Below are 16,005 nucleotides of genomic sequence, written 5' to 3'. Positions count from 1 at the left end.
CCTCCAGAGATGGAAATTAATCGATCGACGTAACCGTATATCGATCGCGCCCATCTAATTTCGACTGATACAAAGCTTTATCAGCCCGTTCTACTAAATGATGAATCGTGCCGTCAAGTAGCTGAAACTTCGATCGCTCTGCCACGACGCTGGCAATCCCGCAGCTTATTGTGACACAATCATTCACTTTAGAGCTTTCGTGAGGTAAACGGCTTTCTCTCATTTGCTCTAAGATGCGATTTGCAACTCTTTCTGCAACCTCGATCGAGGTTCCCGGCAAGATAACTGCAAACTCCTCACCTCCATATCGTGCGACTAAATCTGATCGCCGCACACTCCGCTTCAAAACCTGCGCCACCTGCATCAAACACTGATCTCCCGCTTGATGCCCGTAAGTATCGTTGTACAACTTGAAAAAATCCACATCGCACAGTAGTAGCGAGACTTCATCCCGCTGCTGAACGGACTTAATCAACTGCTGCTCAAAGTATCGACGATTCGCAATCTGGGTCAGTTCATCCATGTAGGCTAAGCGATGTAAATCTTGCTCGTGAAACAACAAGCAAACTCCAGTTGAAATCGCTAACCCCAGAATCGCCGGAAAAACTGGAATCCACCAGCCTAATAAAAATAACCCATAGCTACTCAGAATCGCTCCTACACTCAGTCCTCCCACTCCGATCGCAGCTTGACCGTAAAAAAATGATTTCTCTGTCCAACTGCCTTGTAGCACCCGCCGACTCAGCAAAATTCCACCGAGCGCCCAAACGACTGCCCAAAGCTTTTCAGCCGCTTCCGGTAGCACCTGAATCAATCTGCGACCATCGATCGCGGCTCCCAACATCTGACTAATTGCATTCGCATGAACAAATACACCCGGTGTTCTGGAAAATTGGTCGGTTTGGCTACTGTCGTAGGGTGTCAGTAGAAAATCATTCGTGCTTTCCGCGATCGAGCCAATTAACACAATGCGATCGCGAACTAATTCCGGCGAAACCGCTCCACTCAGAAACGATCTCAGTGGAATTGTTGTAAATACTTGCTCATCTCCCCGAAAATTCAGCAAGGTCTGATAGCCATTATCATCGGCGCGAATATACCCACCGTCATCACCCCGAAACGCTGTAAATACAGCCCGCCCCAAGCGATAGCTACCTTTCTGCTCTGGAATCGCTTCTAGTTGAATCCCCTGAGCTTCAAGATACATGAGTGACAAGCGTGTTCCCAAGCTCACGTAAGTTTTGCCTTCTGACCTTGCAGAAATTAAATCGCGTCGAATGCGTCCATCGGCATCTTCGACGCGATCGACGATCGCAACTTGACCTTTTTCCGCTAATGTCTTCGGTGGGGGAACCTGCCGACTGCCAAATCGCTTCTGTACCCCAATCAAATTGGGAGTGGTGCGAAACACTTCCTGAAGCTCAGCATTTCCCGGTTCAACAGGCAAGTCGCGATACAAATCCAGCCCGATCACTCTCGGCTTTTCTGCCCGCAGCTTCTTCAAAATTTGCGCCAATGTGCGATCGGGAAGAGGCCAAGCTCCAATTTGACTAATATCCATGTCATCGATCGTGATCACGACGACGCGCGGATCAGTCAATTCAGAAGGACGAACTCGAAAAAACAGATCGAGCATCGCCCACTCTGGAACTTGGAGGACTCCGGTAAAGCTGACTGCGATCGTGGCGAGTGCTGCACTCAGTCCAGTTGTGAGCACTTTCGTCTCAGAATTCCATAACCGTCGTCGCAATCGTTGACGAACACTCGAACTGGGCAGTTTGAACGGCATAACTAGGCTTGCATCGGATAAATGAGAGATTACACAATCCCTGTCTTACAATGCCCATTTCATCATTAGTTCACGATGGGTGCAGGTGTGATTTTCGTCAATCCTGCGGCATCGAGAATCTGTCTCCAGGTTTGCGAGATCGCGGGATCTTGAGGCTGTTGCTGCTTCAAATCTGCGATCGTCGAAATCATGTCATACCAGATTCCACTCGCTCCGTAAGTTGCGGCTTGATCCATTGCGGATTGTTTTTTCAAATTTGTGCTCACTTTGTTTGCAAGTTGAATCCGCTGAATCCAACCACTCGCAAAGGGGCTATCCGGTCGCAATCTGCCACCACACATCAGCACAATTCCCCACTCATAGGACTGATTCGCTGCTAGAGACGGCACAGATTTGGGTAAGGTCAATCGCAGAATTCCGCCCTGCTGCGGAACTGTCAGTAGCTGTCGATAGTGAACTTGCCCTTTCGCATTTTTAATGCTGAAAAATGCCTTCTGAGCAGAACTGGGTGGAACATACATTAGAAAGGTAGGATGCTCCGAGGTCGTTAAACCATAGTTCGAGTTCGCAGGCGTGACCAGAACAATTTGAGGAGTATCGCGACTAGTTGAAGTGGCACATGCAATATCTCCACGAGAAGCACCGCCTTTTGTTTCAACAGGTGCACCACCTTCAGGAGGTTCAAATCTGACTTGAGGAGTGGCTTGAGTGCGCGATCCTACAAGGCTAGTCGAAACCAGAGCGATCGCAATCGATCGAGCTACCCAACGCTGTACCGAATTCAGTCTCATCATTTGTCAAATGCTAGTAAGGAGCGCACTTTAAATCATTCCCTGCGCTTTTACTTAGATTCACACAGTTCTGATTGAATTCAGACTAGAAATCGACGGAATTTCTAAATTTTTACAATTCAGTAAGCTATATAAAATTATGACGAAATTAGCGTAGGTTATTCTTTTCAGTTCCCTATAGAAATCCTGCTAAATCTAGCTTTCCAGCCTTTGGACTAAGTGCTAATTTCCGTCTCCTTAAAAACCGAATCCGTATTGGCGCGAATCTTTTTTGCGATTTTGATATGTTTTGATTGCGAATGAGATTAAAGAATTTTGCTTACTGCTTTTACCGCTCGCACTTTGAATCATGGCTACCTTTAATTTCACTTACGCTCCGGGTACAACCCTTCAGCAAATGATCGGGTTTGAGATGGCAGGTCGCATCTGGGATGCTTATCTCACTGATCCGATTACAGTGAACATTTACGTCGGCGTTTCTAGCAGTTTGCCTGGAAATGCGATCGGGGGTGCGTTACCTGGAATTCGAGCCGCTCAACAGTATCTTTCTGTCGTTAATGCCTTGACAAACGATGTCGTTTCTAATGATGATCGGATTGCAACCTCAACTTTGCAAATGGGAGCGGTCTATCATGCTTGGTTTGATGCGTTTGACCCAACAACTGGGATAAACGACAAACTGCGCCGACCGCAGCGCTCAATATGACTCGTGCCAATGCGAAGGCACTGAATCTCCTCTCATCTTCGAGTGAACTTGATGGTGTCATTCTGTTTGGTGGACTGCAAGGATCGAGCTTCCGCTGGAGCTATGATTACACCCGCAGTAGTCCTGCTCCAGCCAACACGCTAGATTTTCTCAGCACTGCAATGCACGAAATCGCCCACGTTCTGGGCTTCGTCAGTGGGGTCGATAAACCGGGTTGGCTCAGTAGCGTTTCTGCTGATATAGTCGCTAGTGTCGAGTATAAATCTAGCCTATTTGATCGAGTGACTTACACAACACCACTGGATTTGTTTCGTTACTCGACCATGGGTCAAGGTAGGAACGATCTCTCTTATGGTTCAAGAGGAGGCAGTAAATTCTTCTCGATCGACGGCAAAACCTCGCTGGTAGAATTCTCCACCGGAGCGGAGCAGAGTTTAGGCGGCGATGGATTTCAGGCAAGTCACTGGAAAAATACCAACACTCGGATTGGACTGATGGCTCCAGCACTCCGCCTTGAAGAACGGTCTTGGCTGAGCAATATCGATTTACGAGCAATAGATGTGAGCGGCTGGAACGTTCAATCGAATCCAACGATCAACTTATCAACGCTGAGAAGTCAATCAGAGGCAGCCTTAGCTCAACGGATTGGGGTAACAACAACTTGGCTGAATCAGAATGTCAGTGCAGCAGAAGGGCGCTTAGTCGCGAATCGCGTGGAGGATGTTGATCGCATGATTCAGGATAGCCAAATCTATCCTTGGACTTCAAGACCGACTGGAACTCCTCCTCCTCCTGTTTCTCGTCTAGCCGTGGATCTGATGCAGCAGCGGGTTGTTTATAGCAATTTTGAAACATTAGACGAAGTTGCGTCTGTGGCGAAGCCGTCTACTTTAGGGAGAGCAGAAGCAGCACAGTTCGATTGGTCTAGAAATGTTCCGATTGTAAGTTCGGCGCTGAGAATCAACCTGCCCTCGTTCTCGGTTGACCTGAGTGCGATCGCACCTCGAACTCGTGAAATCGCTGAGATTCGTCGAATCGCTCCTGCGATTTTCCAGAACTGGTTTGAACAACTCGAAAGAATCATCCGTAGATCGCCGAGCAATTCCCCCAGAAATACGCATCAAACAGGTCAGCACTCACGCAAATTTACTGATTTTTCTCAAATGGTCAACTGGACAGACTTTTAGGTGAATCATCGCCAGCAGGTGAGGGCATCTTGAGAGCAAACTGATGTCTTGCAGAAACAAGTTCGCTTGTTCTTTGCAGGACATTTAGTGTTCTTAGATGAGGCTAAAGTGAGTTTTATGCCTGTGCTCAAAATTCTACGATCGCGTCCGATTCAGCGAACGGTTTTGACAGCATCGCTGTGTCTGTCTAGTTCGATCGCACAAGCCCAAGTCATTCCCGATAGTAGTGTGGGTACGATCGGGAATATCAGGGGCAATACTGCGGATATTACAGGCGGAACACAGCAGGGGGCGAATCTTTTTCACAGTTTTAGTGAATTTTCACTTACGCCTGCGATGGTGGATTCAGCGCGATTTAATCACGACACCAGCATCGCGAATATTATCACAAGGGTCACAGGTGGATCGGTTTCTCGGATTGATGGATTGATTCAAGCCAATGGAAACGCAAATTTGATCTTTCTCAATCCGAATGGAATCATTTCTGGTGAACAAGCGGCTTTGAATATTGGTGGGTCGTTCATCGCAAGTACTGCCGATCGATTAAAGTTTGGCGATGGAACGGAATTTGAGACGCGATCAACGACACCTCCTTTACTGACAATCAGTCAGCCGATCGGATTACAGTACGGCGCAACTCCTGGCACGATTCGGGTTGAAGGCTCAGGACATTTTATTTTCGTCAATCCTGATCCGTTTGAAATTGTGAGAGCCTTTCGCCCCGTCGGATTAGGGGTAGGAACTGGGAAAACTCTGGCGCTCATGGGTGGGCGTGTGGAATTGCAGGGCGGCAATCTCACAGCCGAACAGGGACAGATTGAAATCGGCGCGATCGCAGATTCGACCGTGAATTTGGCTCCAACTTCGTCGGGTTGGGCGTTTACTTATCCAATGAATGCAGCGTTTCAAGAGGTTGTGTTGGCTCAAGGTTCATCTGCGGATGTGAGTGGAACGAGCGGCGGAAGAGTTCGAGTGCAAGCGCGAGATGTGCAAATTTTAGAGGGTTCGACGCTGATGGCATTGACTCTGGGGGGTGGAACTGGAGGAGTTATTCAAATTAATGCTTCGGAATCGGTGACACTGCGGGGTGAATTTGTCTTTCAGGATTTTCCGTATTTTCCGAGTAGCTTGCTGAGCGAGGTGAATCTGGGGGCAAGCGAACAAGGCGGCGATATTGCTGTAAAAACGGGGCGATTTTTGGCAAGGGAAGGAACTAAGATTTCGAGCAGTACCACTGGAGCGGGAAAGGGGGGACTGATTTCGATCGAAGCCAATACGATCGAGATTGAAGGCGATTCTCCGAATTTTGGTTCGACCTTACTTTCTGCGGGTTCGACGGGCGGGGAGACGGGCGGAGATGGGGGACTCGTCAAGCTAAATGCAGATACGATTCGATTTGCAAATAGTGGCGCAATTATCTCAACGACTAATGGGTCAGGTGCAGCGGGTTCCGTTGAGATGACAGCGAGAGTGCTTGACTTTGCTGGCGGGTCAACGTTTGGGGCGAGTGGAATTTCCGTCGAAACGTTTCCAGGGAGTACGGGGCGGGGTGAAAATGTATCGATCGTGGCAGATAAATTTCGACTCACAGATGGCGCTTCGGTGCGATCGTTAACGTGTGGAAGCGGTGGTGCTGGAGTGCTCACGCTGAATGTGAATCAATTGCAACTTTCAGACAACGCTTCGCTATTATCAGATACTTTTGGAAGCGGTGATGCTGGAACGCTCACGCTAAACGTGAATCGGCTGTTGTTAACGAGTCAGGGGTACATTTCAACGGCGACTTCTGGAGCGGGAGATGCTGGAAATCTGACTCTCACCGCGAGAGAGATCGAATTGCGGGGATCAGACGCACCATTTCCTACTGGAATTTTTTCGGCAGTGAATCCGGGCGGCACGGGAGCGGGAGGAATTCTGTCGATCGACACTCAACGCCTCAGCGTCTTGAATGGAGCGCAGATTGCAGCCGATACCCTTGGCAGTGGAAATGCACAAAGTTTGAGCATTACGGCGCGAGAAATTGAACTGGCGGGATCTCTTCCTCAACGTCGAAGCGGGATTTTTGCGGGTGCGCTCATCGGCACAGGTGCGGGAGGCAATATTTCTGTGAAGAGCGATCGTTTAGCGATCCTTAATGGTGCGACGATCAGTGTGAGTAACTTTGCAAGTCAGAACCAGGTTCCTCCGGGACAAGGTGCGGCGGGAAGTATTGATATTGAAGCGAATTCGATTCGCTTCAACAATGGCAGTATCAATGCTTCGACGGTGACTGGAGGCAGAGGAAACATTGAACTGCGATCGCAAACGTTAACATTACTCAATCAGAGTTTGATTTCAACGAATTCACAGGGAAATGAACCGGGTGGGAACATTGTGCTAAACACTGATTTCTTGATTGGATTTCGGAATAGTGACATTACTGCAAATGCGATCGATGCACGAGGTGGAAAAGTAACGGTGAATGCTCAGAGCCTTTTTGGAATTGCAGCCCGCGATCAATTAACAGATGAGAGTGATATTACTGCTAGTTCCGAATTAGGCGTTGAATTTAACGGTGTTGTGCAGATTAATACACCCGATGTTGATCCAACTCGCGGATTGGTGAAATTGCCTGAAAGTGTGAGTAATTCTCAGCAAATCGCTGCAAGTTGCAATCAATCTCAGGGAAATCAGTTTGTGATAACAGGGCGTGGAGGATTGCCAGAAGATGCGGGTCAACCGTTGCGCGGGGGAACGGTTTGGGAGGATTTAAGAACACCGACTGCTGAAAAGATTAATTGATCTCCGATCGCGCAAATTCCAGAGAGTCCAGAGGCGCAGGGTTGGATTGTTCGCCCAGATGGTCAAGTCGCGCTAGTCGCGGCTCGACCCGTCCAAACTCAGTTAGTCAATTGTGCAGTACAACGCTAGGGGAAGGGTTTAATGAAACGGATTACACGATTGAAATATTGGCTGAAATCACGGTTTGCAAAGCTCTGTTTGTTAGTACTAGCTTGTAGCTTGATTGTAGTGTTTCAGCCGATGATTGCGACAGCATCAGTACGATCGCAAGCAATTCAACTGTATGAAGCAGGACGATTTCAAGCTGCGATCGCGCTTTGGCAACAATCCATCCGAACCTATGAACAGCAGAACGATCGCGTTAATCAAGCGTTGAGTCTGAACTATTTAGCTTTAGCTTGGCAAGAATTAGGAGATTTGAAACAGGCAAATCAAGCAATTTCTGAAAGTTTAGAATTGCTCGATCGTACAAACAATTCATCGGTACGAGCACGCGCATTGAACACTCAAGGTAAGTTATTTTTAGCATTGGGACAGCCTGAAAAAGCTACCTCCGCTTGGCAAGCAGCGGAGGTAGCTTATCGGCAAAGTGGGGATGAATTAGGTGCGATCGGGAGCCAAATCAATCAAGCGCAAGCGCTACAGACTCAGGGATTGTTGCGGCGATCGCAATTGATTTTAGAATCAGTCACTCAACAGTTACAAAAGCAACCTGCTTCAAGTCTCAAGCTTGCAGCCGTGAGAAATTTAGGCATCGTGTGGCAAGTAACTGGACAGTTCGACAAGGCGAAAACGACCTTAGAGAAAAGTGTAGAAATTGCGAAACAGCTAAATGATCGAGAAGAAGTTAGTGTTTCGCTGTTTAATCTTGCAAATGTTTTGCGATCGATGGGTGAATTAGACTCAGCACTCAAGCAATATGCTGAGGCAGCAAAGCTTGCAAGCCTGCCGCAAACTCGATTAGGAATTCAAGTCAATCAATTTAGTACATTGCTTAAACTTCAGAATTGGCAGCAAGCAAGAGAAGTCTTTGAACAATCAAAATTAGAATTGAAAAACCTATCGCCGAGCAGACAATCGATTTATGCAAGAGTCAATTTGTCGAATCATGCAATGAAAAATTTACAGCAGTTTTCCAATCAGGAAATTGCGGAAGAATTAGCGATCGCGGTTCAAGATGCCCGGACGATTCAAGATTTTAGAGGTGAATCTTATGCGATCGGGCAGTTGGGACAGCTTTATGAACAAACTCAACAGTTGCAAGATGCCCAAAAACTGACTGAGCAAGCCTTGTCGCTATCTTATCGGATTGATGCAAGTGATATCGCGTATCGGTGGCAATGGCAGCTTGGACGATTGTTTCGACAGCAAGGCGATCGAGAAAAAGCGATCTCTGCTTACCAAGAATCGGTTCGATTGTTGAAATCGTTGAGAGCCGATTTAGTAGCAACCAGCCCAGATGTACAGTTTTCATTCCGCGAGGCGGTTGAACCTGTGTATCGAGAATTTGTCAGTTTGTTAGTCGATCAGCCGAATCAGAAAGATTTGCAAACAGCACGAGAAACGATCGAGGCGCTTCAACTCGCAGAACTCGAAAACTTTTTGCGATCGGCATGTCTCGAAGCGAAAACGACACAGATCGATCAAATTGATGCCAGTGCAGCGGTGATTTATCCGATCATTTTGCCCGATCGCTTAACGGTGATTGCTTCTCTACCAGGTCGATCGCTTTCGGTACATCATACGAAATTACCAAAAGATGATGTCGAGAAAACACTAGAGAAAATGCTGGAGTCGCTGAACCCAGTCTATCCGGATGAAGAGAGATTGCAGATTTCTCAACAAATCTATCAATGGCTTATTCAACCGATCGCGCAAGAATTAGAACAAAATCAGATCAAAACATTGACATTTGTTTTAGATGGAACATTGAGGAACATTCCGATTACAGCGTTATACGATGGAGAACACTATCTGATTGAGAAATATAGCGTCGCGATTACGCCCGGACTTCAGCTAGTTGAACCACGATCGCTAAGTCAATCACAACGGCTCAATGCTTTAGTGGGCGGAATTACCGAAGAACGACAAGGATTTAGTTCGCTGCCGGGAGTAGCAAGAGAAGCGACTCAGATTGCGAGTAAGTTGAATACGCAGATTTTTCTCGATCGCAAGTTCACAAAACAAAATCTGCAAGAGAGCATTCAGGAAACGCAATTTCCTCTGATTCACTTAGCGACACATGGGCAATTTAGCTCGAAACTGAGTGATACTTTCTTACTGATGTGGGACGATCGACTGACGATCGAAGGACTGCGGAATCTGCTCAAATCACGATCCAACAAAACCCCGATCGAACTCTTAGTTCTCAGTGCCTGTGACACCGCAGAAGGGGATCAACGGGCAACCCTGGGATTGGCAGGTTTGGCGGTACGATCCGGAGCGCGGAGTACCTTAGCAACGCTGTGGGCAGTGAATGACAATTCAACAGCGGAATTGATGACGGAATTTTATCGATCGTTGTCTCAGCAGAATATGAGTAAAGCGGAATCGTTGAGGCAGGCACAATTGAAGCTGTTGAAAGATCCGAGTTATCAGCACCCCTACTACTGGTCACCGTTTATTTTGATTGGGAATTGGTTGTAGGAATGATCATCCCCAAAAACCCGGTCGAATCTGTCCTACAATCGCTACAATCAAGGATGCCGAATTAATCAGACTGTATGGATACTGCCTCGCTCAAACGAGATGTCGAATTGCTCACGTCGCGCCTGGGTAAAACCCAGGACTATCTTTGACGTTCCTGCTCTGACCGCAAAAATTCAAGACTTAGAGCAAGTTGCTTCTCAGCCTGATTTCTGGGACAACCAAACGAACGCCCAAAGCGTCTTACAAGAGTTGAACGAGTACAAATCCCACCTCGAACAATTCGATCGCTGGAAATCCGACCTCTCAGATGCAGAAGCGACGATCGAGCTTCTCGAACTCGAAGACGATCAATCATTGCTTGAAGAAGCCGAAGCCAAAACTGCACAACTCAAGCGCGACTTAGATCAGTGGGAACTTCAGCAAATGCTATCGGGAACCTACGACAGCAAAGGTGCCATTCTGACCATCAACGCGGGTGCAGGTGGAACCGATGCCCAAGACTGGGCGGAAATGTTATTGCGAATGTATACGCGCTGGAGCGAATCACACGGCTATAAAGTGCATCTGATGGAAATCTCCGAGGGTGATGAAGCGGGAATTAAGTCTGCCACTCTAGAAGTCGATGGACGCTATGCTTACGGCTATCTCAAAGTTGAGAAGGGCACTCATCGATTGGTGAGGATCTCCCCATTCAACGCGAACGATAAGCGGCAAACCAGTTTTGCGGGTGTAGAAGTGATGCCGATGATTGATTTGTCGGTACACCTGGACATTCCTGAAAAAGACCTGGAAATTACAACCTCACGCGCAGGTGGAAAAGGCGGGCAAAACGTCAACAAAGTTGAAACAGCAGTGCGAATTGTGCATAAGCCAACTGGAATTGCCGTTCGATGTACCGAAGAGCGATCGCAGCTTCAGAACAAAGAAAAAGCCCTTGCGATTCTCAAAGCAAAGTTATTGATTATTGCTGAAGAACAACGCGCCAAAGAGATTGCCGAAATTAGAGGCGATATCGTGGAAGCGGCTTGGGGAATGCAAATTCGTAACTATGTATTTCATCCCTATCAGATGGTGAAAGATCTGCGAACCAATGTGGAAACAACTGCGGTACAAGATGTGATGAATGGTGAAATTGATTCGTTCATTGAGGCTTGTTTGCGGCAGGAAAATCAATTAGTAGAAGTGTAGTCCGATTCAAGGTTGGTAGAATGCTGCCAACCTTTTACACGCCTAATCTTGTTACATAGCCTAACGTCAATGCAATCCAGCCGATGAGTGCTCCGCCAACAACTAACCAAGCAGCACCGACTCGAAATCGAAGCGCTAACACAGCACTAATAAGTGCGATCGCAATTGCCAAAAGATCAACATAAGGCACGGTTGATTTCCCCAATGTCGCGATCGCTAATTGCACGGTGACTGCCGCCATCAGCGCGATCGCACTCGCGTTCACTGCATCGAGAAAAGCAGAAGTCCATTTCGATTGACGTAATCGCGGAATCAACGGATTTAGGGCAAATACAAACATAAACGACGGTAGAAAAATTCCAATTGTTGCCACGATCGCACCCGGAACTCCTGCGATTACAAACCCAATAAATGCAGCAGTTGAAAGGATCGGTCCGGGTGTAAATTGACCGATTGCGATCGCATCTAATAACTGTTGTTGTGTTAACCACCGATGACCTTCTACAAATTCACCTTGCAGAAATGACAACAACACATAACCGCCACCGAACAAAATGCTGCCAATCTTCAGAAACGACCAGCCCAATTTCCAGAGTGAAACTTCAATTGCTGCAACCGTCGCCGCAGTTGCTTTCAGAGCACTTCCGGTCACAATACTAGCAATCAGAATGTTTGCTTCTTCCTTAGTTTGTTTGCCTCGATCGGGAAGTTGTAACCAAAGCATTCCAAGCACTCCCCCGATCAGCAATGCCAGGATTTCGTTGACCTGACCCAGCAAAACCAGAAGCGCAACCGCGATCGCAATCACAAATAACTTACGGGTTTTAATCGCTTTCTTCCCTAACCGCCAAAGTGCATCAACCACGATCGCCAATACCGCTGGCTTAATGCCGTACAACAGAAATGCAAACTGTGGTACTGTTCCAAAGGCAACATAGAGCCAAGCGAATCCAGTCGTGATTAGGATTGCTGGAACAATGAATGCAACGCCCGCAACCACTAGCCCAAAGAATCCTGCATAGACATAACCGATATGAATCGCCAGTTCGGTCGAGTTCGGACCAGGAATCAAATTAGTTGCGCCGAGTAAATCCAGAAACTGATCGCGTGAAAGCCATTGTCGCTTTTTCACGACTTCGTCTTCCATCATGGCAATGTGTGCGTTTGGACCGCCAAAGCCAATCACACCCAGCTTGAAGAACAAAGCAGCAATTTGTTTTAATCGATCATTGAGCGATCGCGAAGACGGATTTTCCATAAAGAGACTTCATTGGAATCTTCTCATTGAAGCGCAGAAACAGAAGAAAGCTTGGTATTGAGCAAGACTTGATTTTTATCACGCCCTCATGATAGTGTGCACTGATCATCAAGTACAGTAAGTTGATAAGCTAATTCACTCCATCGCTCTGTCAGTTATGCGTGTTGTTCTTCAGCGAGTTCGTTCTTCTCAAGTGATGGTAGATGGAGCAGTGATTGGAAAAATCGATCGCGGCTTAAATCTCTTAGTTGGAATTGCCCAAACCGATACCGAAGCAGAACTCGACTGGATGGCAAAAAAATGCTTAGAATTGCGAGTTTTTTCAAGTGATGGCAGATTCGATCAATCTGTTCAAGATATCAATGGCAAAATTCTCGTCGTGAGTCAATTTACGCTTTACGGAGACTGTCGCAAAGGACGCAGACCATCATTTGATCAAGCGGCAGCACCCGATCAAGCTGAACAACTCTATGACCAGTTTGTTGAAAAACTGCGTGTCAGTGGATTGAAGATCGAAACCGGAAAATTTGGGGCGATGATGCAGGTATCGATTGAGAATGATGGACCTGTTACACTCATCTTAGAACGCTAACGATTCTGAAGGCTCTGATACTCCTGCTGAGCTTCTAATAGTGTTGAATAGGGGATTGCTCCCTGATTGTATAAGACTCGCAGCCGCTCATATCGAAGCTTCGCAATCTGCGCTTGACCTTTGGGCGTGGATTGGCGCGATCGCCAAACACGACGATCGCACTTTCTCTTAAACTTCGACCAATTGACTCGCAGAAACAACGGTCTGCCGCGCCCATTCATCCGCCGCTAAGATCTCTTCTAAGCTTGGAGTCGATCGATTTTGAGTCGTATAGCGATCGCAGGTTTCTTCAATCAAACGCGGAATATCAAGAAATTGAATCTTTTCTTCTAAAAAGAGCGCGACCGCTTGTTCGTTCGCTGCATTCAGCACCGCAGGCATACAGCCCCCCGCTCGTCCTGCTGCATACGCTAACTTCATGCAAGGATATTTTGCGTGATCCGGCTCTCGAAACGTCAGCGTTCCCAACTTCACTAGATCCAATCGTTCCCAGGTCGTTGGAACGCGATCGGGATAAGACAACGAATACAACAAGGGAAGCCGCATATCTGCCCATCCCAACTGCGCCAATACAGAAGTATCTTGCAGTTCGATCAGCGAGTGAATAATGCTCTGCGGATGAATCACAATTTCAATATCGTCGTAGTCTACTCCAAATAAATAATGTGCCTCGATTACTTCTAACCCTTTGTTCATCAGAGTAGCAGAATCGATCGTAATCTTGCGTCCCATTGTCCAATTCGGATGTTTCAGCGCGTCTGCAACCGTCACCGTTGCCAATTGCTCCACGGGCAAATCTCGGAACGACCCCCCTGAAGCGGTGAGAATGATCTTTTTCAATCCGCCTTCTGGAACGCCTTGCAAGCATTGAAAAATCGCAGAATGTTCCGAATCCGCCGGAAGCATTTTCACGCCATGTTTTTGCATCAATGGCAGCACCACAGGCGCACCCGCAATAATCGTTTCTTTATTGGCTAAAGCGATATTTTTCTTTGCTTCGATCGCTGCCAGAGTGGGCAGCAATCCCGCGCAGCCAACAATTCCACTGACCACGGATTCTGCATCGCCGTATCGAGCGACCTCGACGATACCTGCTTCACCAGAGAGAATAATCGGTTGTGGATTGAGATCTGCGATCGCTTCCTTCAACTCTGCCAGTTTAGCCTCTTCACAAATCGCCACAATTTCCGGTCGAAACCTGCGAATCTGCTGCGCGAATAGCTCGACATTGCGTCCTGCTGCCATGCCAACAATGCGGAACTGATCTGGATGCTCAGCTACAATATCAAGGGTTTGTGTCCCGATTGATCCAGTTGAGCCAAGAAGGGTGATTGCTTTCACGGGTTATTTGTTTGACACTTCACCTCATATCTTACGAGGAACCGGGGATCAACGGAATTTCCTAAACTACCACTCCGACAGAAAACCGGATTGATATTGTCCATCCGTAGCAAGATTAGCAAGTCGAAGACCAAGCGAAAAAACCGGGTGCATTTGCTCAAATTTCGCTCTACAAGCTGACTCCACGATTTATAGCCATCCGAATTGATCCGTGAAATCCAAGCATTCTGCCCTCACCCTAAATTCCTATCCTCAAAGCAGGGCTAGTTTATCGATAGGAAAAAAGCAGAATGAAGCAGTCGTGACTTTCTAAGTGACCAGATGAACCTAATTGAGCATCTGAAACAAATACGCAATTTTCATAGGCAGCCGCACAATTAAGAGGACGTTTGAGAAGTAGCAGATTATGCCAGTCTCCGTAGGAGTGTACGGAGAGATGTGGTGTAGATGAATGCTTCCGAAGTTTCAGGTAAATATGCGTAGTCTTTACTCAACCGTCGATAGCGCCCAAGCCAACCATAAGTTCGTTCTACTACCCAACGGCGCGGAATCACTTTGAAACTGCGGTCAATCGGCGCAGGTTCGACACCTGGCATCGTAATGCGACGACGTGATCCAGCATTGGGATGTTGAACACGCTGCACGCTCCAACCCAACTGCTCTTTGACCCAACTGACAAACGTGGTGCGATAGCCCCCATCGACGCACAAATGCCGTAAGCAGGGAAATTGAGCTTGAATCCCCTGGAGCAGTTGCTTCGCACCTTCTTGGTCGGCTGTGTTCGCTGCCAGTACCTTGACTTTCAGGACAAATTCTTGCGTATCGACCAGCAAATGACGCTTGCGCCCTTTCACCTTTTTGCCACCGTCATAGCCCCGTTCTGTCCCGCCGACTTCAGTAGTTTTAATCGACTGAGCATCAATGATGCCAGCACTGGGTGTGGTTGCTCGTCCCAATGCTTGACGCACTTGTTCACGAATCGTTTTAAGCATGATTTCCCACACACCCGCAATCCGCCAAGTGCGAAAGTAATAATACACCGTTTGCCAGGGTGGAAACTCATGCGGCACTAAGCGCCAGGCACAGCCACTGCGTTGAATATAGAAGATCGCGTTAATGATTTCGCGCATATTCCTAAAACGCGGACGACCACCCGGTTGAACTGCTGGAATCAATGGTTTGAGAATAATCCACTCAACATCAGTGATATCAGTAGAATAATATTTTCGGTTCATACTGCTATTCTAGCGCGCCGTATAATCCGCTACTTCTCAAACGTCCTCTGAGTTGCAGGCAGTGTGACACGATCGGACGGTCAGGTAAAGATCGCAAAACCTTGCCTACCTTTCACAACTTTTCAGTTGGACATCGGCTGCACATTGAATCTCCAATTCTACGAGCAAGTAACAGAAGAGGGATCACACATCAAATTGAATAACATCCTTACTTCAAGAGGCAGGACTTTGTTGTATCAATAGTGCCCGTCTTTCAGCTTGTTCTAACCTCACCTTGTTCTAACAATGAGAAAGACACAAAAAAGCAGCACCCCACTCAACTAGCAAGGTGCTGCTTTCTCTTTCCTATTAACACCCTGGCGGATAGCTATTTTGACAAGTCGCTACCGACTCACTATCGTCGCCGCAAATGCGTTTCACTACTCAGTTCGGGATGGATGAGTGTGGGTCCACATCGCCATTTCCACCAGGAATACGGTTGGGTTGAG

11 protein-coding genes and 1 rRNA gene are annotated in these 16,005 nt (G+C 47.4%); 6 read left to right on the top strand and 6 right to left on the bottom strand.

What is annotated here, in order from left to right:
• Window positions 1–16: 16 nt before the first annotated feature.
• Both NIES2104_RS05605 and NIES2104_RS05600 read right to left on the bottom strand, forming a co-directional pair.
• A complete protein-coding gene (locus tag NIES2104_RS05605; protein ID WP_058996550.1) occupies window positions 17–1,789 on the bottom strand; it encodes a CHASE2 domain-containing protein in 1,773 nt (590 codons plus the stop codon).
• Between the two features lie 65 nt (window positions 1,790–1,854).
• A complete protein-coding gene (locus NIES2104_RS05600; RefSeq protein ID WP_058996549.1) occupies window positions 1,855–2,583 on the bottom strand; it encodes a DUF928 domain-containing protein in 729 nt (242 codons plus the stop codon).
• A gap of 346 nt (window positions 2,584–2,929) precedes the next feature.
• Here NIES2104_RS05600 and NIES2104_RS05595 point away from each other — a divergent pair, with 346 nt between their 5' ends.
• The 5 genes from NIES2104_RS05595 to prfB all read left to right on the top strand — a co-directional run bounded on the left by NIES2104_RS05595 (window position 2,930) and on the right by prfB (window position 11,091).
• On the top strand, window positions 2,930–3,286 hold the full coding sequence (locus NIES2104_RS05595) for a hypothetical protein (RefSeq protein ID WP_058996547.1): 357 nt from the start codon (window positions 2,930–2,932) through the stop codon (window positions 3,284–3,286).
• Complete coding sequence (locus NIES2104_RS05590; protein WP_058996545.1) at window positions 3,283–4,473, top strand: NF038122 family metalloprotease; 1,191 nt, start codon at window positions 3,283–3,285, stop codon at window positions 4,471–4,473. The genes NIES2104_RS05595 and NIES2104_RS05590 overlap by 4 nt, the downstream gene beginning before the upstream one ends.
• Before the next feature lie 48 nt (window positions 4,474–4,521).
• A complete protein-coding gene (locus NIES2104_RS05585) occupies window positions 4,522–7,254 on the top strand; it encodes an S-layer family protein (RefSeq protein ID WP_058996543.1) in 2,733 nt (910 codons plus the stop codon).
• A 141-nt stretch (window positions 7,255–7,395) separates the two neighbouring features.
• Window positions 7,396–9,900 (top strand): CHAT domain-containing protein, encoded by a 2,505-nt coding sequence (locus NIES2104_RS05580; protein WP_058996540.1) that lies wholly within the window; start codon window positions 7,396–7,398, stop codon window positions 9,898–9,900.
• Window positions 9,901–9,977: 77 nt separating this feature from the next.
• A protein-coding gene (prfB, locus tag NIES2104_RS05575; protein WP_156426872.1) for a peptide chain release factor 2 occupies window positions 9,978–11,091 on the top strand; the annotation gives its coding sequence in 2 pieces (ribosomal slippage) (window positions 9,978–10,049 and window positions 10,051–11,091; 1,113 coding nt in all).
• A 34-nt stretch (window positions 11,092–11,125) separates the two neighbouring features.
• Here the strand turns inward: prfB and chrA are convergent.
• Entirely contained in the window at window positions 11,126–12,349 is a 1,224-nt protein-coding gene (chrA, locus tag NIES2104_RS05570) for a chromate efflux transporter (protein WP_058996536.1), read from the bottom strand.
• A gap of 157 nt (window positions 12,350–12,506) precedes the next feature.
• Between chrA and dtd the strand changes: the two genes are divergently transcribed.
• Window positions 12,507–12,941: a D-aminoacyl-tRNA deacylase gene (dtd, locus tag NIES2104_RS05565; RefSeq protein WP_058996534.1), complete on the top strand. Its 435-nt coding sequence runs from the start codon at window positions 12,507–12,509 to the stop codon at window positions 12,939–12,941.
• A gap of 168 nt (window positions 12,942–13,109) precedes the next feature.
• Here the strand turns inward: dtd and dxr are convergent, their stop codons facing one another.
• The 3 genes from dxr to rrf form a co-directional block, all read right to left on the bottom strand.
• On the bottom strand, window positions 13,110–14,282 hold the full coding sequence (gene dxr, locus NIES2104_RS05555; protein ID WP_058996531.1) for a 1-deoxy-D-xylulose-5-phosphate reductoisomerase: 1,173 nt from the start codon (window positions 14,280–14,282) through the stop codon (window positions 13,110–13,112).
• A 404-nt stretch (window positions 14,283–14,686) separates the two neighbouring features.
• Complete coding sequence (locus NIES2104_RS05550; RefSeq protein ID WP_058996528.1) at window positions 14,687–15,517, bottom strand: IS5 family transposase; 831 nt, start codon at window positions 15,515–15,517, stop codon at window positions 14,687–14,689.
• Window positions 15,518–15,871: 354 nt separating this feature from the next.
• Window positions 15,872–15,988, bottom strand: a 5S ribosomal RNA gene (gene rrf / locus NIES2104_RS05545).
• Window positions 15,989–16,005: the final 17 nt, after the last annotated feature.

The sequence above is a fragment of the Leptolyngbya sp. NIES-2104 genome (assembly GCF_001485215.1).
Classification (GTDB): domain Bacteria; phylum Cyanobacteriota; class Cyanobacteriia; order Leptolyngbyales; family Leptolyngbyaceae; genus Leptolyngbya.
Note: the sequence above shows the minus strand (reverse complement) of the source record. Positions and strands in the feature narration are given on the sequence as shown.